Origin of the sequence: Bifidobacterium sp. ESL0690 (genome assembly GCF_029392315.1) — a bacterium.
Classification (GTDB): domain Bacteria; phylum Actinomycetota; class Actinomycetes; order Actinomycetales; family Bifidobacteriaceae; genus Bifidobacterium.
In genome coordinates, this window is record NZ_CP113939.1 from 1578445 (window position 1) to 1603963 (window position 25519).

General features: G+C 55.9%; 19 protein-coding genes and 1 tRNA gene. 5 read left to right on the plus strand and 15 right to left on the minus strand.

The genetic code is table 11. The annotated features are described in order from the left end of the window. Positions 1-133: 133 nt before the first annotated feature. The 3 genes from purK to OZX62_RS06375 form a co-directional block, all read right to left on the minus strand. A complete protein-coding gene (purK, locus tag OZX62_RS06365; RefSeq protein WP_277175389.1) occupies positions 134-1306 on the minus strand; it encodes a 5-(carboxyamino)imidazole ribonucleotide synthase in 1173 nt (390 codons plus the stop codon). Next, a complete protein-coding gene (gene purE, locus OZX62_RS06370) occupies positions 1290-1787 on the minus strand; it encodes a 5-(carboxyamino)imidazole ribonucleotide mutase (protein WP_277175390.1) in 498 nt (165 codons plus the stop codon). Before purE ends, purK begins: the two co-directional genes overlap by 17 nt. 378 nt (positions 1788-2165) lie before the next feature. Beyond that, entirely contained in the window at positions 2166-2474 is a 309-nt protein-coding gene (locus OZX62_RS06375) for a YhbY family RNA-binding protein (RefSeq protein WP_277175391.1), read from the minus strand. Positions 2475-2713: 239 nt separating this feature from the next. Here OZX62_RS06375 and OZX62_RS06380 point away from each other — a divergent pair, with 239 nt between their 5' ends. The 4 genes from OZX62_RS06380 to OZX62_RS06395 all read left to right on the plus strand — a co-directional run bounded on the left by OZX62_RS06380 (position 2714) and on the right by OZX62_RS06395 (position 6252). Next, positions 2714-3817, plus strand: a complete 1104-nt coding sequence (locus OZX62_RS06380) for a glycerol dehydrogenase (protein WP_277175392.1) — start codon at positions 2714-2716, stop codon at positions 3815-3817. A gap of 119 nt (positions 3818-3936) precedes the next feature. Then, positions 3937-4010: transfer RNA gene (locus tag OZX62_RS06385), tRNA-Arg, on the plus strand. A 71-nt stretch (positions 4011-4081) separates the two neighbouring features. Further along, positions 4082-5368 (plus strand): sensor histidine kinase, encoded by a 1287-nt coding sequence (locus tag OZX62_RS06390; RefSeq protein WP_277175393.1) that lies wholly within the window; start codon positions 4082-4084, stop codon positions 5366-5368. Then, positions 5365-6252: a response regulator transcription factor gene (locus OZX62_RS06395; RefSeq protein ID WP_277175394.1), complete on the plus strand. Its 888-nt coding sequence runs from the start codon at positions 5365-5367 to the stop codon at positions 6250-6252. The genes OZX62_RS06390 and OZX62_RS06395 overlap by 4 nt, the downstream gene beginning before the upstream one ends. A 9-nt stretch (positions 6253-6261) precedes the next feature. On the opposite strand, the gene OZX62_RS06400 is transcribed toward OZX62_RS06395, so the two are convergent. Next, positions 6262-8244 carry a hypothetical protein gene (locus tag OZX62_RS06400; RefSeq protein ID WP_277175395.1) on the minus strand — a complete coding sequence of 661 codons (1983 nt, stop codon included), beginning with the start codon at positions 8242-8244 and terminating at the stop codon, positions 6262-6264. Continuing rightward, positions 8237-9019, minus strand: a complete 783-nt coding sequence (locus tag OZX62_RS06405; RefSeq protein WP_277175396.1) for an ABC transporter ATP-binding protein — start codon at positions 9017-9019, stop codon at positions 8237-8239. The genes OZX62_RS06400 and OZX62_RS06405 overlap by 8 nt, the downstream gene beginning before the upstream one ends. A 227-nt stretch (positions 9020-9246) precedes the next feature. Between OZX62_RS06405 and OZX62_RS06410 the strand changes: the two genes are divergently transcribed. Further along, on the plus strand, positions 9247-10500 hold the full coding sequence (locus OZX62_RS06410) for an ATP-binding protein (protein WP_277175397.1): 1254 nt from the start codon (positions 9247-9249) through the stop codon (positions 10498-10500). Between the two features lie 139 nt (positions 10501-10639). On the opposite strand, the gene OZX62_RS06415 is transcribed toward OZX62_RS06410, so the two are convergent. The 10 genes from OZX62_RS06415 to OZX62_RS06460 all read right to left on the minus strand — a co-directional run bounded on the left by OZX62_RS06415 (position 10640) and on the right by OZX62_RS06460 (position 23723). Then, a complete protein-coding gene (locus tag OZX62_RS06415) occupies positions 10640-11833 on the minus strand; it encodes an SLC13 family permease (protein ID WP_277175398.1) in 1194 nt (397 codons plus the stop codon). A gap of 413 nt (positions 11834-12246) precedes the next feature. Further along, entirely contained in the window at positions 12247-14355 is a 2109-nt protein-coding gene (gene dnaG / locus OZX62_RS06420; protein WP_277175399.1) for a DNA primase, read from the minus strand. Positions 14356-14404: 49 nt separating this feature from the next. After that, positions 14405-15691: a deoxyguanosinetriphosphate triphosphohydrolase gene (locus tag OZX62_RS06425; protein WP_277175400.1), complete on the minus strand. Its 1287-nt coding sequence runs from the start codon at positions 15689-15691 to the stop codon at positions 14405-14407. Positions 15692-15984: 293 nt separating this feature from the next. Next, positions 15985-16545, minus strand: coding sequence for a cysteine hydrolase (locus OZX62_RS06430; RefSeq protein ID WP_277175401.1), 561 nt, complete (start codon positions 16543-16545; stop codon positions 15985-15987). Continuing rightward, the gene (locus OZX62_RS06435) at positions 16545-17987 is read right to left on the minus strand and encodes a cytosine permease (RefSeq protein WP_277175402.1); all 1443 of its coding nucleotides are present in this window, start codon (positions 17985-17987) and stop codon (positions 16545-16547) included. Before OZX62_RS06435 ends, OZX62_RS06430 begins: the two co-directional genes overlap by 1 nt. Before the next feature lie 11 nt (positions 17988-17998). Beyond that, a complete protein-coding gene (locus OZX62_RS06440; protein WP_277175403.1) occupies positions 17999-19237 on the minus strand; it encodes a PfkB family carbohydrate kinase in 1239 nt (412 codons plus the stop codon). Next, a complete protein-coding gene (locus OZX62_RS06445; RefSeq protein ID WP_277175404.1) occupies positions 19234-20256 on the minus strand; it encodes an ADP-ribosylglycohydrolase family protein in 1023 nt (340 codons plus the stop codon). Before OZX62_RS06445 ends, OZX62_RS06440 begins: the two co-directional genes overlap by 4 nt. 440 nt (positions 20257-20696) lie before the next feature. Beyond that, the gene (alr, locus tag OZX62_RS06450) at positions 20697-22055 is read right to left on the minus strand and encodes an alanine racemase (RefSeq protein WP_277175405.1); all 1359 of its coding nucleotides are present in this window, start codon (positions 22053-22055) and stop codon (positions 20697-20699) included. A gap of 304 nt (positions 22056-22359) precedes the next feature. After that, positions 22360-22896, minus strand: coding sequence for an N-acetyltransferase (locus OZX62_RS06455; protein WP_277175406.1), 537 nt, complete (start codon positions 22894-22896; stop codon positions 22360-22362). 338 nt (positions 22897-23234) lie between these two features. Continuing rightward, a complete protein-coding gene (locus OZX62_RS06460) occupies positions 23235-23723 on the minus strand; it encodes an S-ribosylhomocysteine lyase (protein WP_277175407.1) in 489 nt (162 codons plus the stop codon). Positions 23724-25519 lie beyond the last annotated feature (1796 nt).

The following is a 25519-nucleotide window of genomic DNA, read 5'->3' on the forward strand; positions in this document are numbered from 1 at the left end:
CATTTTAACCGTATTTGCCCGCCTTGAAAAGGCCCGTCACACCGCCGAAGGCAAAACACGAGCAACCTCTAAAGCGTCACTTTGTGTAAACGTCACCCAGAACGATACATGCGGTAAGCCGTTTGAAGCTCCTTTATTGCCGCAAATCATCCCAGCAACCGGTGGCTTCAAGCTCATCGACCGTGCGTTGCGTATCGTCGGTGAGCACCGTGATATGGCCCATTTTGCGGTCCTGACGCACTTCCGCCTTGCCATAGTCATGAACGTACCACTCGGGGTGTTTGGCGATGAGCTTGCGGGTTGGAGCAACATGTTGGCCCAAAACATTTGCCATCACCGCCGGGCTCAGCAACTTCGGTTGTGGCAACGGCCAACCGGCGATGCCACGGATATGGGCATCGAACTGATCGATGGAACAGGCCTCGATGGTGTAATGGCCGGAATTGTGCGGGCGCGGGGCGAGCTCGTTGACCACCACGCGGCCATCCTTGGTGATGAACAGCTCGATGGCCAGCGTACCGGCCAGCTCGAAACCTTTCGCAAGGCGCAAGGCCAAGGCGTTGGCTTCCTCGGCGATCTCATCGCTGACCTGAGCTGGCGCGATGGTCAGGTGCAGGATGTTGTAGCGATGTTCGTTGCGCACGATGGGGAACGTAACGAAATCATGTCCATTGCCGGAAATCAAAATCGAGGCTTCAAAAGCGAAATCAACGAAACCTTCGAGAACAGACGGTGGGAATGTGCCTGCTTTTTCGTCACGCTTATGCACGTTTGCCAAATCATCTGGCCCATGCAGAACGACCTGGCCGTGCCCGTCATAACCGCCACGCCGGGTTTTCAGCACTGCTGGATAACCGATTTCCTCGATAGCCTTGTCGAGTTCCTCGAGGTTGTCAACCTGCCGCCAAGGAGCGGTCTGTGTGCCGTGATCGTTGATGAACTGCTTTTCGAAAACACGGTCCTGCGTCACACGCAACAGGTCGGTTCCCTGCGGGACCGCGACGCTGCCACGCACCTCGTCGATGGCGTCGGCATCCACATTCTCGAACTCGTAGGTGAGCACGTCGCTGCGTTCGGCCAGCTCGCGAATGGCCGCCTTGTCGTCGTAATCGGCCATGATCTGAAAATCGGCGACCTGAGCGACCGGGCAATTCGGAGTCGGGTCGAGCACACCGATGCGGAAGCCGTGGTAACGTGCGGAAAGCGCCATCATGCGCCCGAGTTGCCCGCCCCCAATGATGCCAACGGTTGCGCCCGGCATCAGCGTTTCAATTTTGCCGTTGGTCTCTTCAGACAAGCTGGGCATTGGATTCCTCCACCTTCTTCTTGAGGCATTCGCGATAGTCCGCGAGTTTAGTAGCCAAGGAATCGTCGGAAATGCTGAGAATGCTCACCGCCAGCAGGCCCGCATTCTGCGCACCCGAATTGCCGATGGCCGTCGTCGCCACGGGAATGCCACCGGGCATCTGGACGATGGAAAGCAAGGAATCAACGCCGGAAAGCGCGTGCGATTTCACCGGTACGCCGATGACCGGCAAGGTGGTCTGCGCGGCGACCATGCCAGGAAGATGTGCGGCTCCCCCAGCCCCCGCAATGATTACCTTGATGCCATTCTTGCGAGCGTTATGTGCGAAATCCGCCATCAACTCGGGCGTCCGGTGGGCGGAAATGACTTGTTTGGAATAGGGGACATTGAACTGGTCGAGGGTGTCACAAGCGTGACGCATCGTCTCCCAATCGCTTGCCGAACCCATAATCACTGCTACTTTTGGTGCGTGAGCTGCCATGATACCTCCGAAGTATCGTTTACAAGCTGAGCCGCCTCTTACTTTACGCGGCGGGAACGAGAAAATATACCTGTTCAATTCCTTGCAAAACGTACGGTTTCAGCAAAAATGCCACCGATGCATATCGTTGGCATTGTGGTGTTGACTATCGTTTTGTTCGTACTAGTGCTGGCAAACGGCCTCTGAATACTCTTCAGATGCGGTTTACCAGCACAAATACAGTCGCATGCAACTTAGTGCCGGCAAACCGACTTTTACTTTGATCAAAATCCTGTTTACCAGCACCAACGCAAGTAAGCTGACGATTCCCCGCCTTGGTGCTGGAAAACGGACTTCAGTTCTCACTTAGATGCCGTTTACCAGCATTAAACGTATCCGTCAACGGACGAGCTCGATCTTGGTGATGCCGGGCTTCTTCGAGGGCCGGTAGAGCACAAAACGATGGCCGATGACCTGCACCAGCTGCGCGCCGATCTGACCGGCGAGCGTCTCTCCGACTTCCTGCTCGTCAATCGTGCAGCCGTCCTGCACCACGCCTTTCAAGAGCTCGTGCGATTCGAGCGTCTCGGAAGCCTGCTTCACCGCGGCATCGGTGACGCCGTTCTTGCCGATCCACAGCATCGGCGAAATCTTGCTCGCCAAAGCCTTGAGCTGCTTGATCTGTCGTTTGTTCAGTTTCGTTGCCATATATGATTCCATTCCTCATCATCACCGGTCGTCTCGAACGATTCCCGCCCCATCAATGAGCAATCGGCAATATTCGATATTCGATGATTCCACCATATCCCAAAGGCTTGTCCTGAAGATAACGCTGGCGAAACCGGCACAAATAAGGAATCGTTAACGCTCACATGATATCGGCATGTGGCACGACTTTACCTAATAGAATAGAAAATGATGTAACATACATCACGTTTTATTCATCAATGTCAAAGAAGGACACCTTGAAGAAGATTCTGTGCTCCCCTGGAAGCTATATCCAGGAACCGAACGCCATCAACGAACTCGCGGATCAGTACCGCACCCTCGGCAGCAAAGGCGCCTACATCATCGTCGATCCATTCATCGAGAAAACCTATCACGACCAGATCGTCTCCAGCTTCGAAAGCAGCAACACCCCGTACCAGCTTGTCGTCTTCGGCGGCGAATGCTCCGACAACGAAATCAACAAGCACGTCGCGGCGCTTGGCGAGAACGACGCTGTCATCGGCATCGGCGGCGGCAAGACACTCGACACTTCCAAGGCCGTCGCGCACTTCGGCAAGCGTCCGGTCATCATTTCCCCGACCGCCGCCTCCTCCGACGCTCCGTGCTCGCGTCTTTCCGTGGTCTACACCGACGGCGGCGAATTCGACCACTACCTGCCTCTGCCCAAGAACCCGGACATGGTCATCATGGACACCACCATCATCTCGAAGGCCCCGGTACGCTTCCTGATCTCCGGCCTCGGCGACGCCTATGCGACCTATTTCGAAGCGCTGGCCTGCAAGCAGTCGAACGCGATCACCATGACCGGCGGGCACTCCACCAATGCCGCCATCGCGCTGGCCAAGCTCTGCCACGATCTGCTCATCGCCGATGGCCCCAAGGCCGTCGCCGCAGTGCGTCAGGGCCTGTGCAGCCCGGCCGTCGAGAACGTGATCGAGGCCAATACCCTCTTAAGTGGCCTCGGCTTCGAGTCCAGCGGCCTCGCCGCAGCACACGCCATCCATGATGCGCTTACCGTGCTGCCCGGCACGCACAAGTATCTGCACGGCGAAAAGGTCGCCTACGGCACGCTGACTCAGTTCGTGCTTGAAGACCGCCCCGAAGCGGACCTGCGCGAGGCCTATGGTTTCTTCCGCAAGGTCGGCCTGCCCACAACCCTCGCCGAGATTGGCGTCGAGAACCCGAGCGACGAGGATCTGCTGAAGGTCGGCGAACTGGCCTGCAGCAAGGACGACACCATGTCCAACATGCCGTTTGAAGTAACGCCTGAAGACGTGGCAATTGCGCTTCGTGCCGCCACCGAAGTGGCGTCCGTCTACTAAAGCGACCAAGCGGTTCGTTGATAACTATATGAATGGCGGGAACGTCGTCAAAGTCGGTTGTGACGGCGTTCCCGCCTTTCTTGCGTCAGGAGTACTGATACAATAAAGGATTGGTGTTAGGTCCCGTAGCTCAGTTGGATAGAGCAACTGACTTCTAATCTGTAGGTCGCGAGTTCGAATCTCGCCGGGATCACTTGGCTCGGAGACGGAGACCCTACCCGTCGCCGAAGGAACCGGATAACCAATTACGACAGAGATATCTCAGTGACGAAATCATCAAAGATAAGCATCGATTGGCAGGCGCCCAAACGCCGTTTCCCCAAATATTCAGCATTGATATTCGCCTTGGGATTCGTTTTTCTGCTTCCTGATTCGGCATATGTGGGTCATTTCGTACTTATGGTTCTGCAACCGGTACTTATTCTGCTGCTCTATGCTGCCATGATCAAAGCGCCAAAACTGTTCTGGCAACGTGCGGCTGCGCTGATTCTGATAGCGGTCTGCATCTGGTCGGCGCCGTATCTGCGCCACGGTGGGCAACTGCTGACCTACATCGTCATAGCCGAAGCGTCTATTCTGTTCAATGCAGCATTCGGATACATTACCATCGTGCTTTCCGCAGCCGCCATGTGGATACTCTCTCCGATACTCAATGATCTGCAAAGCCTGCATGTTCCGGATTTCATCGCCACATCAAACTACATATTGTTCGCCGGCATCCTCTTCATGGTCTACACCGTGCAATCGGAGAAACTGCAACGAGCCAACGACCAATTGCAAGAAAATGTGGAGCAGATTGAATCGCTGACCCTTTCGCGCGAAAGGGCACGAATGGCCAGTGAAATGCACGATTCCATAGGTCAACAACTTACTGCGATACACTATGCTCATGAATCCGCGGCCAACGCGACGTTCGCCGCCACCAACCTGACCGAAGCAGAACAGGCAGCCATCAGCAAACCCATCACCAGAGCCGACGAGATTGCCGAAGGTGCCTTGTCCGAAGTCCGTCAGATGGCACGTGCCTTGGATCCGGCGGCGTTCGGTCAAACGCTCACCAATGAATCGATCGACGCCATGGCACGTTCGTTCGGCCAAGCCGGACTTGAGATGCAGACCGACATCACTGGAGAAGTGGGGCTGTTGGGAAGTGGCGAACAAACGCTGTTGTTCCGCGCTTTGCAGGAAACGCTAACCAATGCCGTGCGCCATGCCCACGCCACAAAAGTATGTCTCGCCATCGCCGTCGGCGGCCGTGAGACGACATTGCGTGTCGAAGACGATGGGCCAGGCATCGATACGGACGACATCGATCACGGCTTCGGTCTTGCTGCGTTACGCCAACGCGTGGAGCAAATCGGCGGAAACCTGACGTTAGGGGAATCGCAATCGCTTGGCGGAGCCAGCATCAAGGTGACTATTCCGAAACCAAACGGGACGGAACCAATCAAACCATCATGGCCATCGAATTCGGATGTCACAGACCGTACTTCCCAGAAAAGTGGGGAAAATAACGCAACGACACCTGCAAAAGGAGCGGACGAGTCATGAACGATGCCGTCAAATCCGAAGCAACCACGAGCCAGCCCATCCATCTGCTCATCGTGGACGATCAGGAGCTTATCCTTACAGGACTTGCCGAACTTGTCACCTATATGCCCGGCATAGAAGTAACTGCACAATCACAAAGCGGTCAGGCGGTGCTTCAACTGCCAGACAGCACACTCAATTCGATTGATGTCGCACTCGTCGACGCGCGCATGCCACAGATGGATGGTCCTGAGCTGATCGCGCGATTGCATGACAGATATCCTGATATCAAATGTATTTTGCTCACCGCGTTCGATGAGGACGATAATCTGATTGATTCTTTGAAAGCCGGGGCTGTCGGCTATCTGCTTAAGGACATCTCCACAGCCGACCTTGCCGACGCCATCCATCGCGCGGCCGAAGGAGGCCGGATCATCGGCGCCAGCGCCACCGCACACGTCATGCGTCTCATCTCGCAATCCGGCAATCACGACGATAAAAACAGCGATAATGTGGCTTTTTCGACCGACTCTGGCGAACAAGCCGCGAACAAAAGAACTACAAAAAAGTTTGATGCAACCTCTGCCGGAGCCTCCCACGAATTTGTATCCGACAGGGGCACCGATGGAAATATGGAAGCCGATGGAGACTCCTATGTCGCAGCAAGCGACGTTTCCGACATCGCCCAAGCCAGCCCAGAAACCCGTGCGCTGCTTGCGGAGCTGACACCACAAAACCAGCAGATCGCTTTGCTTATCGCCCAAGGCCACACCAATTCGGAAATCGCAGACAAGCTGTTTCTCTCGCCAGGAACGGTGAAGAACCACGCCAGCCACATCTTCGCCAGCCTCAACGTCCGCAATCGCACCGAACTGACCGCCATGCTCGGCGGCACATTGGACTGAAACCGAGACTCATCGACCGCCGTTCCGAGCAACGCCACGATAGACCGAACGGTAAAGCAGACCGCCACAACCGATGACAATCAGCAATGCGAGCGCCATCATGCCCAGCTGTGGCCATGGCACGTATACCCGCGCCGCATGCCAATAGCCGGCGAGCCTAGGCTGCTCGGTGAGATTAGCGGAAATGGCGACGGTCACCATCGAAAGCAGACCTGCCGTGCCAACCTCAATACCGGTGCGGATGCAGCCGGTCATAGCCCACTGTCGTTCGTTCATGCCAATCATCCAAGCAGCTCTGGCCTCGCGACGGCGCGATTCCGCATCGTTGGCGACCACGGAGACCAAACCCACTACTGAGATGAGCAGAATCGGGTAGACGAAGAAATATACACCGATTCGGTTGCCACCCGCGGACTCGCGCTGGGACACCGCACCAAACGGCAGCTGGTCGATGACATCCGCAGTGTTCGAAACACTTACAGAATGATCGTCTTTATCCGACGCCAACACGCGAGCCGCGCTCGTACGGTCGTGGTGAATAATCGCCATACGGCGACCATGATGGTTTTCCACTGGGTTGAGTGAACGTGGTACATACAGATTGCCGGTCAACCCGCCACCCATTCGTATGACTGAAGTGACTTTGCTGCGATGCCAGTGACCGTCCGCTCCAGCTATGCAGACTGGTTGGCCGATTTTGCTTTCCCCTGCCGATACCACGCCATTACGGGCATCCACGTCGCCTTGCCTCGCGCCGACCGGTATGAAATCCGAAAGCGACCCGCTGTCAATGACCGAAGAGAGGCCTTCACCCGACGGATAGCCTTCGGCCAGATCCTCCTTCATCTGTTTGTCGCAGCCACCAGAATCGGAGTACAGATACCTCACCTGTGTGGTCGGCGACAGCACCAATGCGCGAGGATCGGCTTTGGTCGCCATTGAACGCAGATTGCCGGTTCCGGCTTTCCCTGTCTGTCCGGTCTCCATTACCGACGTGCCATCGAAAATCGCGTGCAACGAGGTGCTGGCAGCATGGTCCTGGAAGGTCTGCAGCCCATAGAAAAACACGAATATGGCCACCGCCGCCACAGTGATGCTGAAAATCGACATGGATTTGAGCGCCGTCACATCGCGCAGGGCGATGTCCGCCCACGAACGGCCACGCAGCCGCTTGCTGATGCCACCGCCTATGGCGCGCAGCAACGGTTTGGACAGCCGGGCGATACCCCAACAGACCAAAAGCGGCATCACACCGTTGCCCATCTGCGCCATATCGCTGTTTGAACACGAAGAGGCAATGCCCCAGCCGATGCCGATGACGAACATGGCCACAGTGACGAGATTGCGGATAACGATGGAGAACCGAGTGTATACGCTCCTTCTATTCTTGCGTTCCGGAACGGTGGAAAGCGCCAAACGCGATTTGCCGACCTTTCTGGCGGAAAAATAAGCGGAGACCATCGCGCAAACCAGAGAGATCAGGACAGTCTGCCAAACCGCATTGAAGAATCCAAATCCCGTGCGCTTGAGCGCCTGTGGGCCGATGAGCCTGAACAAGAACGAAAACAACACATTGCAAGGCACTCCAAGCACACAGGCACCAAGTGCGGAAACGAAGGCGATGGGCAACTGCACACCGACGATGGCGCCGATTAGCCACCGAGGGGTCGCTCCCATTATCCGCAGACGCATCAAATCACTCCACTTGGTGATGAAGGCATGGTCAGTAGTCGTCTTGTCGATCAGAACTGCTGCAACAATCATGAAAACCAGAAACGTCCCCAAGTCGCCGGCCACGCTGGGAACCGAGTTCACAGCCCATGCAAGCACGAACACCAGCGTCATTGCCGCCATATTCGCCGCGCCATTAAGCAACTGCAAGCGCCTGTTGCCCCTCCAAAGCGAAGAGATGATATGCAAGCTGCTCATCCTAACGCTGTTTCGCGGCACACCGCCCATTCCATGTACTTTCTCAACGCCAGATTTACTCATCACGGCCTCCCAGCAGTAAATCCTCAATCTGAGTGGCAGAAAGCCCGTAGCCATATTCACGCACAATTCGGCCTTCGTTCATCAAGACCACGCGGTCAGCCGATGAGGCGACCACCGGGTCGTGCGTGACAATCAGAGCCGCCTTGAGCCCGGCCCGCATGGAGGCATGGATGGTTTCGACTACTTCGTCGCGCGCCTTCGGATCGAGATTGCCGGTCGGCTCGTCGGCAAACAGCACATCGGCACCGATGGCGAGCGCCCTGGCGATGGCGACACGTTGCTGCTGTCCGCCAGAAAGACTGGTGACAGGGGTGTCCAGTGGTTTGTCAGAAAGACCCACGCATGCCAAGGCCCGCAGCATCTCATCATCACCCATCCGCTCGCCGCGAATAGAGGCGGGCAACGCCACGTTCTCCCCTATGGTCAGGTTCTCAAGCAGCATGTAGTCCTGGAAAATCAATGCGAAGCGCGAGGCACGCAGTTGGGCCAATTTCTTCTCACCAAGTTTGGCCAGCACCTTGCCGTCGAACGTCACCGTGCCGTGCGTGGGCTTGTCCATTCCGGCCATCGCCCGCAATAACGACGACTTGCCACACCCCGAAGGCCCAATAACCGCCACCGTCTCGCCTTCGTGAACCGTCAGATCGATCGGCCCCAGCATGAACCCAAAGTCTCGGACCAGACCTTCGGCCCGTAAAACCTCCTCGGTTTTCAACGCTTGCTGCGGTGAGGGACACGTCTGTGTTGTATAGCTTGAGATATTTTCATTTTTCATATTTTCATCGTCACACATTCCAAGAGACCATGCCCCGTGCCGAAAGTCACTGTTTTCCCTTAGATGTTTGAAAAATATCGAATGAAAAAATCAACAGCAGATATGAAAGTTGACAATAATTAGAAGAATCTGAATGAACAATACAGCAATCATATAAGTACCGCAATATGGCGGAATTGCAATGGAAAACTTGAATCTGTGTCGCAAACAGACGATAAACTCGAAACATGGATTCGGACAACGAGACGCCCCAGACCGCTAGTAACGACGACGCTTGGCAAGCTGCCGAGCCGTTTCCCGCTGCGCTGCCCTTTAATCATCGCCTGAGCTTAAATCAGAACCTGACCTTTGAATATGCAAAGTCGGCGTTTGCTTCTGCGGGACTTGAGTGGTCTGACGAAAGCCTCATTCGTCTGCATCTTTTCGATACCGAGAAACAGGCTACGAACACCGCACTTCTGCTTTCTGACCAATGTCCCTATCTCGTCAAATGCGCGGTCTTCGATGGCGACACCAAGACGAAGCTGACCGAACGGCAAAATGTTTCCGGCTCGGTTTTGAAGCAAATCGACGCCACGATGATGTTTCTGAACCAGCACAACCCCGACAACGCATGGCCTGAAGCCGCGCTGCGCGAATCTCTGGTCAATGCCGTCCTTCACCGTGATTACGACAAGAACGGACCGATTCTTATCAGCATCTTCGATTCGAGCATCGAAATCGTCTCCCCCGGCGGTTTGGTCGATGGTTTCGAAGTCAACGACCTCTTGAATGGCGTCAGTGAATCCCGAAACCCATGGCTCGCCGATGTGTTCGAAGCTTTGCACCTGAGCGAAAACTACGGCACCGGTGTGCAACGCATCCTCGATGCCTACTCGCAGAGCCTTGCCAGCCCGCAGCTACGCGTCGGTCCTGGATCGGTGGCAATGATTCTGCCTAAGCCCGTGTTTGATTCCGCATGGCCCGAACCTCATCTCGACGACGAAAATGCCGACGGGACAGAGAACGGCATGCACGATGCCGGTAATAGTAACGGCACCCCTGACAAAGGTTCCGGGAAAGCCAAGCGCTATACGTTCCCATTGGGTGGCCAGCATCTTTTCACGACCAATCCTGCAGAAGCGCTCAAAGGCAGCCGTGGGCTCGCCGCGGTTTCCTTGCCTTCCCTGGTGCTCGCAGGCGGCAAGGCATGGGATTTTCTCAATGCCAATCTTTCAGCTGCTTCACTGCCGGATAACATCAAAAACCAGCTCAACATGAAATCCGGAAATAAAGAGAAGCAACAATTCCAAATCGATACGCTCTCGGAAATCACCATGCATCTGTTCGCACAGCAAGGTGTCGAAATGAGCCTGAAGGAAATCCAGAACCGACTTGGCACGAACTCCGACAATCTCACCGATGCGCTCGAGGGGCTCACAAATCAGGGGAAGCTGCAAAGCATCACTCGCTCCGGAACCACGACTTATTCGCTGCCTTAATAGATTTGTTGACTTCTATAGTCTTAGCTGGCTTATCCTGCAATCCAACGTTGCAGCCACAGCCATAGCCACGCCGGTCGCCGTGAGTTGACGGTCACCGAAAACCGATAATGAATGACAATAATTGTAACACTTACTGTCAGTTGATAATCAGCGCCAACCCCAGCAGCACCGCCAAAAACAGTACGTTGGTCACCGTATAGACGAGCAGGTAGCGGCCCTTTTGGTTTGGGTATTTGCGGGCGATCTGCTGATAGGAAATCAGTGAAGCCATGGAGGCAATCAGGGTGCCCAACCCGCCGAGATTCGTGCCGATGATCAGCTCTCGCCACTGGCTGCAGAAACCGGAAAGCAAGATGGACGTGGGCACGTTGCTGATCAGTTGGCTGGAGGCGACGGCGACCTCCATCGGGTGCTGGTTGACGATCGAGGCTACGAAATTCGAGAACTCCGGGACGCGGCGCATGTTGCCGATGAAGATAAAGAACATCACGAAGGTCAGCGGCAGGCTCCAGTCGACCTTGAGGAATGCCCGGCGGTCGCAGATCAGGAACGCGCCAAACACCAACAGGCACATCAGCCAAAGCGGAATCGCGCCGCTGACGGTGAAAATGCAGACCAGGAACAGGGCAACGTAAACGACCGCACGCCAGCCGCCGTAACCTGCGCCATAATTGAGCACGCGCACCTCGTCTGGCTGCTGCTCACTTTGCGGGGCAAACAGCGATTGCTCAATGCCTTTGCGCCCAAGACTTGCGAAATCGGCCTGGCTGCTGCGACGCCGAAATACCACGAGAATGACAACGAACAACATAATCGCCGAAGCCAACGAGAATGGCCCCATCACTTCAAGGAACTCCGAAGTCGGCATCTTGGAGACGGATTTGAGATAAAGATTATGCGCGTTGCCGACGGGCGTGAGCATACTGCCGGTATTGGCGCCGATGGTCATCAGCGTGGCCACCAGAACGGCCTTGTCCTCCATTTTCGCCATGACAAGTACGGAAATCGCGAAGGGAATGAACGTGACCAAGGAAACGTCGTTGGTGATGAAAATCGCGGAGAAGAACGTCAGCGAAACCAGCGCAATCACCAGAGCGCTTTCGGTGTGGACATGCTCAAGCAGCTTGGTGCCGATGATATGGAAAACGCCGATGCGCTGGAAGCCGCAGACCACGAGCATGAGGCAAACCAGCTGAGAAATAGTATTGAGGTGGATATAACCAAGATACTGACGGTCCGGTGGGACGATGAAACATGAAATGATGGCGAGTATCGTCGCCACCACCAAAATGGTGTCGTTTTTCAGTTCCTTGACGATCCACTTGCGCATCAATACACCAGCCAAGCCGTCGATCGGAAATATACGACATCAATGCTGCGTCTCATCGAAGCAGTCCAATCGGAAAGTGACATGCTCGCACGGCACACCCAAACGTCTCAATCATCCAGTTTCCCTATCCACACAAGGCCGACACAACGGTCAACGAAGACGTATGCTGACAAGAAACTTGCCTCGCAGCAATGCGCTTATTCGTTCTCTTATTTCTTATTGTATGGGTATTTAGAAGCGAAAAAGTACGAAAAACCGGGCTTCCAGCGACCATTTTCGATTGCAATACGAAAATCTGAGAGAAAATTCCTAGATTTTATTGGCCTTTTTTAGGGTGGCAAAAAGCGACCAAATTCATCAAAAAAAGTTGTAGAAATTTACTGCGGCTGGTCGTGTCGCGGACAGCGCAACGCTTAGGCCACGGCATTGCCGTAAACCTGTGCCTGCAAGTCCTTTCTGGCGGCCTCCATATTGGTGATTTGCCCAAGAATCCTGATTTTCTCCTCACCGTCGGGCATTTGCGCCATCTTACGTTTTGCGGCCCCGATACGACGCATGTAGCCGACGTCGAGCAGCCTCGCGGTCAGTTCCGCGGCGTAACGCTGCTCCTCCTGCGTGGGCGCGCGAAGTTGGGAAGCGGCGGAATTAGAAGAATCAGCACTACTGCCACCCGCCTGACCGGCATTCGCGCTATTGGCATTGCCGTTCTGATCGTCGCCACCGGGCAACGGCAGCGGCATGACGGCCAGCTCGTTGATGACCTGCTCAAGCATCGGACCGCCGGCCTTGGTGAGATTGTGCATCCACAGCCCCTGCGGCGTGCTGCTGTCCGGCAACCCACCTGCCGCGGCGATTGCCTGAAACAGCGAGCGGAACACCGGGGTCATGAAATCGGCGAGGGTGAGCTTGGCGAACGAGTTGGCATCGATGGCGCGTGGCACCTGAATGAGCACGGCCATGAACTGCTGTTCACAAATGAACACCGCATCGTCGACGCGGAAATAGGCCTGATCTGAGGCATCGCGGTGCTGCAGGGCTTTACGCGCTGCAGGATTCGCATACCGGTTTTCGTCATTGCGGGTACGCGCTTCGAAGCCACCGCCCCAGCGTTTGGGAGCGTAGGCATCGTCGTCACGCACACGCAACTGTCGCCTGGCGTTGTTGACCTCACGACGCATGATGTCAAGGTCCACACCAATACGGCGGGTCGCTTTGCGGGTGTAGATATCAAGCAGAGACCGGTCGCGAATCTGCGCGATCAGCGGGGCCACGGCCTTCACCGCACCCATCTGGCCGGTGGTATACGACGTGTCGAAACGCGCGATGGCGGTGTCGATGACGAAATCGTAAAGCGGCTTGGCATGGTCGATCAACGAACGCACCGCCTCATTGCCTTGCTGGATACGCAGGTCACAGGGGTCAAGATTGTTGTCGGCGACGGCCACGAACGTCTGGGAGAGGAACGCCGAATCCAAGCCGAACGCATGGATGGCGGCCTTCTGCCCCGCCGCATCGCCGTCGAAAGTGAAGACGATACGCGAGCTCAGGGATTGCCCTTCGACCTTCAACGGGCCGACCAGTTGGACGGCACCCAAGGAATCGTCGGAGATAAGGCGACGGATAATTTTGGCGTGGTCCTCGCCGAACGCGGTGCCGCAGGTGGCCACGGCCGTGTCGATACCGGCAAGATGGCAGGCCATCACGTCCGTATAGCCTTCGACGATGACGGCCTGACGTTTCTTGACAATGCTGGACTTGGCAAGATCGATGCCGTAAAGCACTTGCGTCTTGCGGTAAAGCTGCGTATCAGGAGTGTTGATGTACTTGGAGTTGATGTTGTCGTCGTCGTAAAGTTTACGGGCACCGAAACCAAGCGTACGCCCGGTGGAATCGCGAATCGGCCAAGTGGCGCGGCCACGGAAATAGTCATAGATGCCGCGCTGCCCCTGACGCGCAAGGCCGGCATCCAGCATCTCCTGCTGAGTGAAGCCTTTACCCGCCAGATGCCGGACAAGATTGTCCCAACCCTTCGGAGCATATCCGCACCCGAAACGTTGGCAATCGGCCTGGCTGAAGTTACGTCCGCCCAAAAGCTTGCGCGCCGCGAGCGCTTCCGGCGTCATGATCTGCGAGACGAAGTAACGTTGGGCCTCCTCGTTTGCCTCAAGCAGGCGGGCACGTTTGGAACCGCGGTGTTCCTCCCGGCTGCCGTCGCTTTTCTCGTAATGCAATTCGATATGGTATTTGTCAGCCAGAAGCTCCACGGCCTCGCGGAAGTCGATGTTTTCCCTGTGCTCCACATAGCCGAATACGTCGCCGCCAAGCCCGCAGCCGAAGCAATGCCACACGCCGAGCGAAGGACGGACGCTGAAACTGGGGGTTTTCTCGTCGTGGAACGGGCACAGGCCCATGAAAGTACCGCTGCCGTAGGGTTTGAGCGTCACCGTCGACGACACGATATCGTAAAGGTCTGCCGTGGCACGTACCTTTTCCACGTCCTGTTTGAGAATCATTCCAGCCATAATTGTTCACCTTACCGCGCGCGGTGCATGAGAGCAATCGGCGCGACATTCAGCAAATCAGGGAATGCAGCGTCATTGCGGACCCGTCGGTCAAGCTGGCCACTTGGTCGATGGCCACCCGCAGGCGTTCGTCATCGTTGGTGGACTCGTTCCAATCCTCCAAGAACACGGTTTCCAGCGCATCGGAAGGCCGCGGAGAATCGGCCATCAGCACGTCGACCAGATCGGCGACAATCTGCTGTTCCTGATCATGCAATGGCTCGCGTTCGCGCGGTGCCATGACGAAGTAGACGGCGATGCCCTTGAGTGCGACAATCTCATAATTGGTCTCGTCGGGAATAACGACATTGGCGCTGTATCGTGTCAGCGGGCCCTGACCGTACTTTTCGCGTGTCGCCTGTTCAACGGAACTGGCGAACCGACCGATCAGCGAGCTGGTGATGTTCTTCAGCTGAGCCAGCGCCTGCCTCGAACCGTTGAAATGCGAAGGGAACATATGCCGCTTTTTCAAGCGATGCAGCGCCTCAAGCAGTTTGTCGGCATCCCATTGCTGCCCGTACCATTCGCGGGTGGCCTCCACTATGCCATCAAGCACGCGCGAATCGGCCAAGGCAAGTGGGTTGAAGGCACCGGTGGCGATGGCATCTTCCACGTCATGGACGCTGTAGGCGATGTCATCGGAAAGATCCATGACCTGGCATTCCATCGGTTTGGCGTCTTTCGGAGCGCCGGTCTTGAGCCAGTTGAACACGTCGACGTCATCCGGGTAGACGCAGAATTTGAGACTCCGCTCCCCTTTCGGATGTTGTGAAGCCTCGGCCAGTGTCCAAGGATATTTCACTGCCGCGTCGAGCGAGGCCCGCGTCAGATTGACCCCAGCCGAACGTCCGTCTTCATGGAAGATTTTCGGTTCCAGCCGTGTCAGCAAGCGCAGCGTTTGCGCGTTGCCTTCGAAACCGCCAATACCGGAAGCGATGTCGGCCAGCACCCGTTCCCCGTTGTGACCGAAAGGCGGATGGCCGAGATCGTGGGCGAGGCAGGCGCAATCGACCACATCCGGGTCACAGCCGAGCATCGAGCCGATCTGACGGCCGATCTGGGCGACCTCAAGCGTATGAGTCAGCCGAGTTCGCGCGAAATCATCGGTACCGGCCACCAGAATCTGGCTTTTCGCTCCAAGCCTGCGCAAAGCAGAGGAATGGATGAGACGCGCACGGTCGCGTTGGAAGGCAGTGCGGGACTGCGATTTCGGCGGTTCCGGAGCCCAACGCTCCTCATCGAAAGCATCATAGCCCTCGTCGCTCAACACTTCCTCGCCATCTGCCGTTTCCATCATGTACCTCCCGCTTACAACCAAGCCGTCCTGTCAACCTGCGAACATCGCCAATCCAACCTGACACTATGTATCCGATGATAGCCCACATCACACTGGCACCCAATAGCGATTGCGAGAACGCACCGCATGTCACTATCGAAACGAAGAAAGCCGCCTGTCATTGTGTTATGACAAACGGCTTTCTTTCCTATTCAAGAAATGTATCGTTACGGCACGAAGGAATATCTTTTATCCTTTTTAATAAATAGAGGAAATCCTAATCGCATAGAACGCAACGATGCTGAAACCGGTATTCAGCCCAGCAATTCCTTGGTATTGGTCACGGTGATCAGCGGCGTGAACAGTTTCATCGTCTCGATGGCCAGCTTCTGGTTGTCTGGCGTGCTGCCGGCGCAGGCATCCTCGACCAGCCGAACGGCGACACCGTCATCGGCAGCGGCCAAAGCGGTCTGCAGCACACAGCAGTCGGTCGCCACTCCGCACACGGCGATTTTCTTGGCGTTCTGAATAGCGGCCTTCAGCTCATCGCCCCATTTGCCGAACGTCGTCTTGCTGACCACAGGATGTCCCTTCGCCAGCTCGGCCGTTTCATCGGTGAAGTCGTACATCGGATCGTCTGGCGGCACGAGGAACTGCGGCCAGCCCTTGAAATAATCGACCCACGCGTCCTGCGGCTTGTCGGGTGCGATGTAGCGGGTATAGACGACTCGCTCGCCGTACGCCTTGGCGAGCCGTTTGAACGGTTCGTCGGTGGCATAGTAAGTGCCATCGGCACACGCCCAATCCGACCAATCGCTTTGTGCGAACACCTTCTGGCGGTCCACGACCACCAGCCATTCATCCTTGTCGACCATCAGTTGATTCCTTCCTGCCGTTTGATGTCACCACGCTGGAAAATCAAGGTTCCGAGCAGGCCGACCACGAGCGCGACGATGACGCCGAGATTGGCTTGAGCCCAGATGCCGGATTTGCCGCCGAAAAGAGAAAGCAGATAACCTTGCCAGCTCAGCCAGCTTGCGGAAGAATTGACCACAAGACCCCAGCCGAGCGCTGTGCCGACTACAAGGATTACCAGCGCTTTGACGTTCCATGAACCGTAACGGCCTTCCGGATTGTAGAGATCGGCGCTGTCATAATCGCGTTTGCGCATCAGCACGTCCGCGACAAACATGCCAGCCCAGACGGCCATCGGCACGCCGAGCGTAATCAGGAACCCTTGGAACGGCCCGATGAAGGTCTCGGAGAAGAACGTCACGTAGATGACGCCGATCACGGTCAGAACCGCGGTAAGCCCGGCGGCGACGGTGCGCGGCAGCTTAATGCCGAAGGAGAGCAGGGCGAGGCCGTTGGAATAATTGTCCATGATTGCCCCGCTCATCAGCCCCAGCACGGCCACCAGTGTGAACGGCACCAAGTACCATGTCGGAAGAATCGAGGCCATCGCGCCGACCGGGTCAAGCCCGACCTGCTTCAACAGTGAGCCGTTCGAGACCGCGAGCAGCAGCCCGTAGATAATCAACAGGACGTTGGCGATGGAGGCGCCGAACGTGGTCCAAGCCACGATGCCCGTATTCGAGGAATTACGAGGCAGATAGCGCGAGTAGTCTGCGGCCACGTTGACCCAGCCCAGCCCGAAGCCGGTCATCACGAACAGGCAGCAGCCGAGCATCGCCGGCAGACCGCCGGAGGGAGCGCTGCCGATCTTGGAGAAATCGATGCTGCCCCAGCCCAGAATGAAGAAGCCAATGGTCACGATTCCGGTGACAATGGTGATGACCTGCTGGCATTTCATGATGAGGTCATAGCCGAAGATGCCGGCCACCACCACAAGTCCCACGACCACGACGGCCGAGATGATTTTGGCCGTGGGCCCGGAGCCCATGCCGAGCTTCTGCAACGTTGAAGCCATGGCGAGCACCGCCGTCACGGTCAATGAAATCTCCCAGCCCAACGTCGCGATCCACGACATCGCAGCCGGCACTTTCGCACCTTTCACGCCGAAGATGGCGCGGGTGATCACCATGGTCGGCGCGTTGCCGCGCTTGCCCGCAATCGAGACGATGCCGACCAGCAGGAACGAGACCACCACGCCGATGATGGTGGTAACCGCCGCCTGCCAGAACGAAATCCCAAAGCCCAACGCCCAAGCCCCGTACGACATGGCCAGCACCGAAATGTTAGCCGCGAACCACGGCCAGAACAGGCTCGAGGGCTTGCCCTTGCGCTCGGATTCGTCGATGACGTCGATGCCTTGTTCCTCGACGCTCAGCGACGAACTTTTCCCTTCATCACTCATAATTTACCTTCCTATTTTCCTTTGCCAGACAATTTGTCGAGCAAAGACCGCGTGGAATCACGCAGAAGCACTTCTTTGAAACGAACATCCGATACGACGCGCGGCAAGGGCGGGCAGCTGGCCGCACCCCGGCTTTCGACCGAAATCGAGGCGGCAAGATTGGCCAACGACACGGCCTCGTGCAAACTCATGCCCATCAGCAGCGACGCGCACAACACCCCTGTATGGCAATCGCCGGCACCGTTAGTATCCACGGCGTGAGCCGGAAAAGCCGGAATCAGCTGCGCGGGACCTTGCTGCGAACACAGCCAGGCACCTTGGCAACCGCAGTGGACGATAAGCGGCGCATTCAATGCCCGCGCAAGTCGTGCATAGCGTTTGGATGTATTGGGAATTGGGCTTTGCGAGGACGACGTTCCCGCGGTTTCGCCGGCAAGATTATCTTCCGAAGCGTCATTTTTGGAACGACCATTGGCTGAACCAACGTTCATTACGGGATTATTGAGCACACGGGCATCTGTTTCAGCATCACGCTCTGCCAAAGCAACGGAATCCAATCCGGCTTCTTCTATTCCCAGCCTGCTCTCGAGCAAATCGGCTTCGCTCTCGTTGCACGTCCATATCGGCCGATATTCAATGATCCGCTCCAACGTCGCCGAATCGACTTCGTCAATGACAGGTGAGACATCGAAAACCGCGGTAAATCGCTGTTGCCAGGTCTTATCCAAAAACGATAACAAAGCAACACAAGTCCCGGAAACCAACGTATAGCCGCTGAGATAAACCACGTCGCTTCCACTGGGATGAATCTTGTCGAAAGCCGTTTTCGACACATGGCATTCGGCACCGCGAGTGGAAATGAAGGTGCGTTCGGCGTGTTTATCCGTTAACGCCACACAGAAACCGGAGTCCTCGCCTTCAAGGTTCATACCGGTATGCTCGATGCCATTTTGCGAGAGCGCGCTTTTGATGACATCTGCCCAAGCGCCATTCCCCAATACGGAGGCGAGAGAAGCTCTTGCTCCCATCGCCCGAGCCGCGTATAGCACATTGAAACCGCAACCGCCAGCCACAGTCTGGCTATAATCCGCGAAAAGATTCTCGCCAGGGTTTGGAATGGCGGCAATCTGCATCGAGACGTCCACTATCGCCTGTCCGAGCGAAATCACCGAACCGTGCGTAAGACGATCGACCGATCGCAAGCTGTTATCAGCATGCGATAACACCATGGAATGATTGACGCTACTCATCGGGCACCATGTTTTCTCAGCGCGATCAGCCCGGAAGCGACCTCATCCGCATCGAGCCCGTTCAGCTTCTCGACTTTCTGCACCCGTTCCTCGCCGAACGCATCGGGCCCGTAAGCAGCGCCCAACATCGCCCCGGCCATCGCGGCCATCGTGTCCGTGTCCCCTCCCAGAGACGCCGCGAAACACAAGGCTTCGAACGGTCTGTCCGCAAACCTGTAGGCAATGGCGAACGCGGCGGGAACCGATTCGTTGGCCTCAACGCTGGTGCCGACAATATCGCGAAGGAATGCGGCAAAGTCGTTATCTTGACGACAAGCCGCCTGTCCGGACGGCGAATCAAGGTAGTCGAGCAGCACCTCCACCCTCGCAGCCACCGAAGCCTTGGCGCTCCAGTTACCGAACCGCCTCATTCCACGCACCAAGGAAATCGCCTTGCGCATATTGTCTCTGAGCTGCCCGCCTTCAAGCCCGAAGCTCACCACAGCGGCGACCAGTGTAGTGGCTTCAATTCCTTGCGTAGTGTTGTGCGTGACGATGCAGGACTGACGCGCCGCAGCACACAAAGCCTCACCGGGCGCGAACGCAATGCCGACCGGAGCCGCCCGCATGGCCCCACCGTTGGTAGTACCGTACTTGCCCGTAAGTTCCGGCGACACGCCTTGCGAAAGTTTTTCCAGCGCAGCCTTGGTGGAAGGCCCAAGCAGATCCAGCGAACCCTTGGCCCGCATACGCTGCTCCCACGCCAGCAAATCCTGCGCATACGCCATGACGTCGAGGTCGCCGCGGTCGTCAATCAACTTGTGGGCCAGGATGAACGCTTGGTCGGTGTCATCAGTCACCGATCCTGCCTTCATCGAAGGAGCAATCGGCTGGTCGTCAACCGCGTCACGAAAGTCGCGAATCGGGCCGCCGTACGCCTTGACTATGGAGGCGTGCGACATGCTTTGCGCCGGCATTCCCAGCGCATCGCCAATCGCCAGACCGACCAATGCGCCATGCGCTCGTTCCAAAAGATTCATCGGTTTCAGACCGCCTTCTTCGATTACTCGGGAACAATAGAAACGTTCGTTTCTCACTTATAGTCAGTAAGACTATAACTAAGGATACAGAAACGCAATCCCAATCCGGCTGACGGTGTTTCCTCATTTCAGGCTTTAGCTATCACAAGCACACTTTGCAGAATAAATCACAAACAAAACGCGCTCTTATGAATACCGTGCCGCCTTGTCTCCATTGACTTTTTACGGCCTTCTCTATAAAGCCAGCAAAAGGTGGTCGCAGCAAAAGCGACGGCCACCCAAGATAACATGCGCGGAATATTGTCTACAACATCACAGCGGCAAGATCACCGCAATCTTCTGGAACCACAACGCAGCAATGTTCGCGTCAGCAACATCGAGACAACGTAATAGTCACAACACTCACAGTGCGGCATCGCAGCAACGCAGTAATCAAAACATCACAGCAACGTCTTGGGGCTGAGTTTGCTCATATCCTGCGGTTCGAGCACTTCAGCCGCGTGCAGATAGAGCCGCGGGATGCGGGTGCGCAGGCAGGTGAAGATCTCGTAGCTGATGGTGTCAGCGGCGCGAGCCCAATCGTCGGCGGTCGGCTCGACGAACTGCTCGCCACGACCCGGTCCGAAGAGTTCGACGGTATCGCCCTCATGCACGTTGAGTTTTTCAGAATCGCCGTGCAGATCGATGATGAACTGGTCCATGCACACGCGTCCAGAGACGCGCATCAACTTCGGGCCCTCGGAGGTCATCACACGCACCGGTCCACCAGGCTTCTTCGTATGTTTCGCGCCGGATTCGTCGAACCCGGATGCAGAACGATGAATGCCGTCGGCATAGCCCAGCGGCACGATGGCCGTGCTGGTCGCCACGTCGGTGATGTAAGTGCGTCCGTACGAAATCCCGTGCCCGGCTTCGACGCTTTTGACCGTAGCCAGTTGCGCCTGCAAGGTCATCGCAGGCTTGAGACCATATTTCGACGGCGTTCCCATCGCCGGGTCAGCCTCATAGCCATAAAGCCCAATGCCCGGTCGTGTCAGCTCGAAGCGCGTCTCGGGGCGCGAAAGCGTAGCTGCGGTGTTCGCGATATGGCGGATTTGCGGCGGAATACCGGCCTTTTCCATACGCGCAGTGAACTGTTTGAAGGTTTCGAGCTGCTGATCGGTTGCCTCAACGAATTCCGGCACGTCAGGCGCATCGGCCACGGAGAAGTGGCTCCACTGCCCCACGATGTCAAACACGCCTTCCTTGGCGAGCGGCACGAGCTTGTCGAGTGCGGACTGGAAGCCGGCTTCGGTGAAGCCGTTGCGGCCAAAACCGGTATCGACCTTGATATGCACGCGCGCGGGCATGCCGAGCTTGCGCGCGGCGGCGGCCACGGCGTCGATGCCGTCGAGCGAACCAATCGAAATGTCGATATCACTGGCGATGAGCTCGACCAGCGGGGCATTGCGTCCGTTGTACATCCACGTGAGAATATGGCAGCGGCTCGAATCGATGCCGGCCATGCGCAGCAACAGCGCCTCACGCGGTTGTGCGGTTCCCAACCATGTCGCACCGCCTGCGAGCGCCGCCAGCGCGGAAGGAATGAGTCCGTGCCCGTAACCATCGGCCTTCACCACTCCCATGACGGCTGTGCCGGATTTAGGCCCACCGACAACCTCGACCAGGTGACGCATGTTGTCGCGCATCGCCTTGAGGTCGACGATGGCCTGCCCCGGGTAACGTCGCAGCGCTGCAGTGTAGTTCGCCTTGCCGAGGGCGGATGAAAACGGCCATGGTTCCAATGCGTTCAATGTCATAGTCATTATTGTGTCGCGGGTCGCTGACGAACGCAAACGTCAAACCAAAACAGCCACACAACCGGCAAATTTATTGATTAAAACATAAATCATTACATCGGAAATTTATGCTATCGATTAATCACACAGCACTTCGCCAATCAGCTACTTGCCTATTTGCAAAAGCGCCTGCCCGTAAATTCCGGCAGCCTCCTGTTTCAATCGTGGCTCCCGGTTTCCAGACAAAGCATGACTTCCATCCATTCCAGACTTTTAGCGATTTCAGTAATGCGAAAATCTTTCCGTTTCGACAGTACGAGCAGCTTCAGCGTTCGTGACGCTGATAAGCAACTCGCACGTCGGGCTTGTCGGTGATGTTCATGACGTGAATCAGCCCGCAGCGCTGGAATCCGTCGCCTTCGAACACGTGCTGCATGGCCTTGTTGTCGGGATGTGTGTCGCAGCGCACGTTGCCATACGTCTTGACCGCCCATTCGAGGCAGGTCTTGGCGCTATGGTGCTTAATCCCGGAAGAAGCGAGACGATGCATCGTGGCGTAATCGTCGTCGTCAAGCCATTTGCCCTCGATTTCGGCATACGTCGGTTCCAGCCCAGTGAACATGGCAAACTGCGCGAGAATGCGCTCGGAGCCGTTTTCACCTTCGTTGTCCACCAAAAGAAAAGCGTTACCGCCGTCGATGTCCTGCTGGACGAGTTCGGCCGGCGGCCAGGTCGTCCCCCACTGCGTCGGGTTGCCGTTTGCCGCCATGAGTTTCCGCGCGCGTTCGAAGTTGCGTAGGATCGTCTCGAAATCCGCCTGCGTCGCCTTTCGAATGCGTTCGCCCGACTGCTGCTCGCTCATGAAACCGCCTACCTCACTACATATATCTTTCGCTTCAAATACCGAACGAAAGCCTAACATGGGGGCTTTCCAACAAAGCAATATCATTGCTCAATGAGAATCGCCGTTCACATCTAAGTGAAGGAGGCCGTTTTAGTCACCACATCATCGCCGGTACTATGCCAATTTTCCTCGCTGCACCTGTCGGACATTTGCCAAGAATTTAGAGCGCAAATCTATGAAAACCTATTCGGATATCATGTCATAAAAACGAGAGAGACGCCAGCAAATACATTGCCAGCGCCTCTTATCATATTCAGATAATCACAACTTTCACAGAAGCCGCGAACATCCTGGAATCAGACCACCTTGCGGACGTACGGGTCGGAACTGATGCCCTCGTCGAGGATCTTCTTGCACCATTCCTTGGCGGTGAAGAGGCTGTGGTCGCGGTAGTTGCCGCAGCTCTTGATGTCCGTGGCCGGCACGTCGTCCCAGGTCGCCTTGTAGGCGATGAACTCGAGCGATTCCTTGAGCGCTTTCGCCACATCCTCGGTGCTGTGCTCGCCCCAGGTCAGCAGGTGGAAGCCGGTACGGCAGCCGAACGGCGAGCAGTCGATGTAGCCCGGGATGCGCTCGCGCAGCAGCACCGCGATGGTGTGCTCGATGGTATGCAGACCGCCGGTCGGAATGGCGTTTTCGTTAGGTTGCACCAGGCGCAGGTCGTAATTGGAAATCACGTCGCCCTTCTCGCCAGTCTCGGTGTCGATAAAGCGCACATACGGCGCCTTCACCTTGGTGTGATCGAGCTTAAAGCTCTCCGGTTCCGGCTTCTTTTCGTCTGACATTTGATTTCCTTTCGGTCGAGTATCGACGATGACTTCAGTCTAATTCGCAGCCGATATATTCCGTAAATCAACAGAGATGAGAATATCTAACACTCAACCTGATATCAGCAACCCACTCAATGAAGCTCAGGGAGTTAGAACCCTGAGATGGCCTTGGAATTCGGGTCGATGACGTAGTAGACCACTCCTCAATGAAATTCAAGGGGGTTGGAAACCTGAGACTGGTGTCGGTAAAAGCGCCTTTGGCCACGATGTCGCCTCCTCAACGAAGCTCAGAAGGAGGAAGAAAAAACCTGAGACATGCTGTGTTCGATGAATTGACGAGACGTGGACGTTCCTCAATGAAGCTCAGGAAGTTAGAACCCTAAGACATCGGTGTCGCCGTGGAAGAACGTTTCCTGGAACTTTCTCAATGAAGCTCAGGAAGTAAAAACTCTGAGACGTGGTCTCTCTCCCAGCGAGCCACATCCGCAAGGTCTCCTCAATGAAGCTCAGGACGGTAAAGCCTAGAAACATCTTACCGACGTATCCGGCCTAATTGATTCGCATTCCTGAATAAAGCTCAGGACAGTAAAGTCCTAAGATACCGCATCCGTGAACATGTCAGTCTGCAGGCCAACCCTCAATGGAGCTCAAGACTGTAAAAAATCTTAAGATATGACACTCCGAGATCCTTCAGGTCCTCTTTGGTGAACCCTCGATGAAGCTCAGGGAATTAGAACCCTGAGACCTGGCCTCCAGCGGCAAGGGGCAGGATCTTGACATCCCTCAATGAAGCTCAGGAAGTTAGAATCCTGAGACTTGCCGGTCTTGACGGGGGCGACGGCGGTAATCCACCCTCAATGAAGCTCAGGGCATTAAAACCCTGAGACGGTGCCCTTGTTACCAGCACCTTCCTCCTGTGTGTCTCCTCAATGAAGCTCAAAGTATCAAGCCCTAAGACAACATGCTTGAACGTCCTGTGGAAAATTGCCGTACCAATCCTCAATGAAGCCCAAGGGGTTGAAACTTTGAAAGTTCGCCAGATCATCTTGTTCGGCGTTGCTGTAATCTCCTCACTACAGCTCAGAACGGTAAAGTACTGATATATACGCCACGCTGATGCCCACAGGTTTCGAAGTAGATCCTTAATGAAGCTCAGAGCGCTGAAATCCCAAGACGGCATCCTGTTCAACGACCGCGGCCGCTCGGCTCGACCCGGACTCCTCAATGAAGCTCAGAATTTAAAATCCTGAGACAAAAATCCATCATCATCCTTGACAGGATGATTGGCTGTCCTCAATGAAGCTCAGGGGAGATTAGACCCCTAAGACCAGTATTTCACGTTGTACCGATTCCATTCGCCGTTTCCTCAATGAAGCTCAGGAAGTCGGAACCTTGAGACCCGAGGCACTAGTTGACGATGGCCATCACGCCCTGTCCTCAATGAAGCTCAGGAAGTTAGAACCCTGAGACCTCGCTTGGCTCTTGGCATTTCGCGGCGGCATGGCATCCTCAATGAAGCTTAGGGGTTGAAACCCGAGATCATAATCCCCGGCTTGACTACTACACCATCACCCATCCCCAATGAAGCTCAGGGGTTGAAACCCTGAGACGGGCATGTTGGTGCTGGGGGCAACCGGAACATAATTTCCTCAATGAAGCTCACAGAGTTAGAAACTCTGAGACCAGCGCGTCCCTGCTTTCCTGCTTGGCTATCTCTCCTCAATGAATCTCAGAGCAGTGAAACCCCAAGACATATCAATGTCGATTAGTACATCCACCTCACCGGATCCTCAATGAGGCTAAAAGAATTG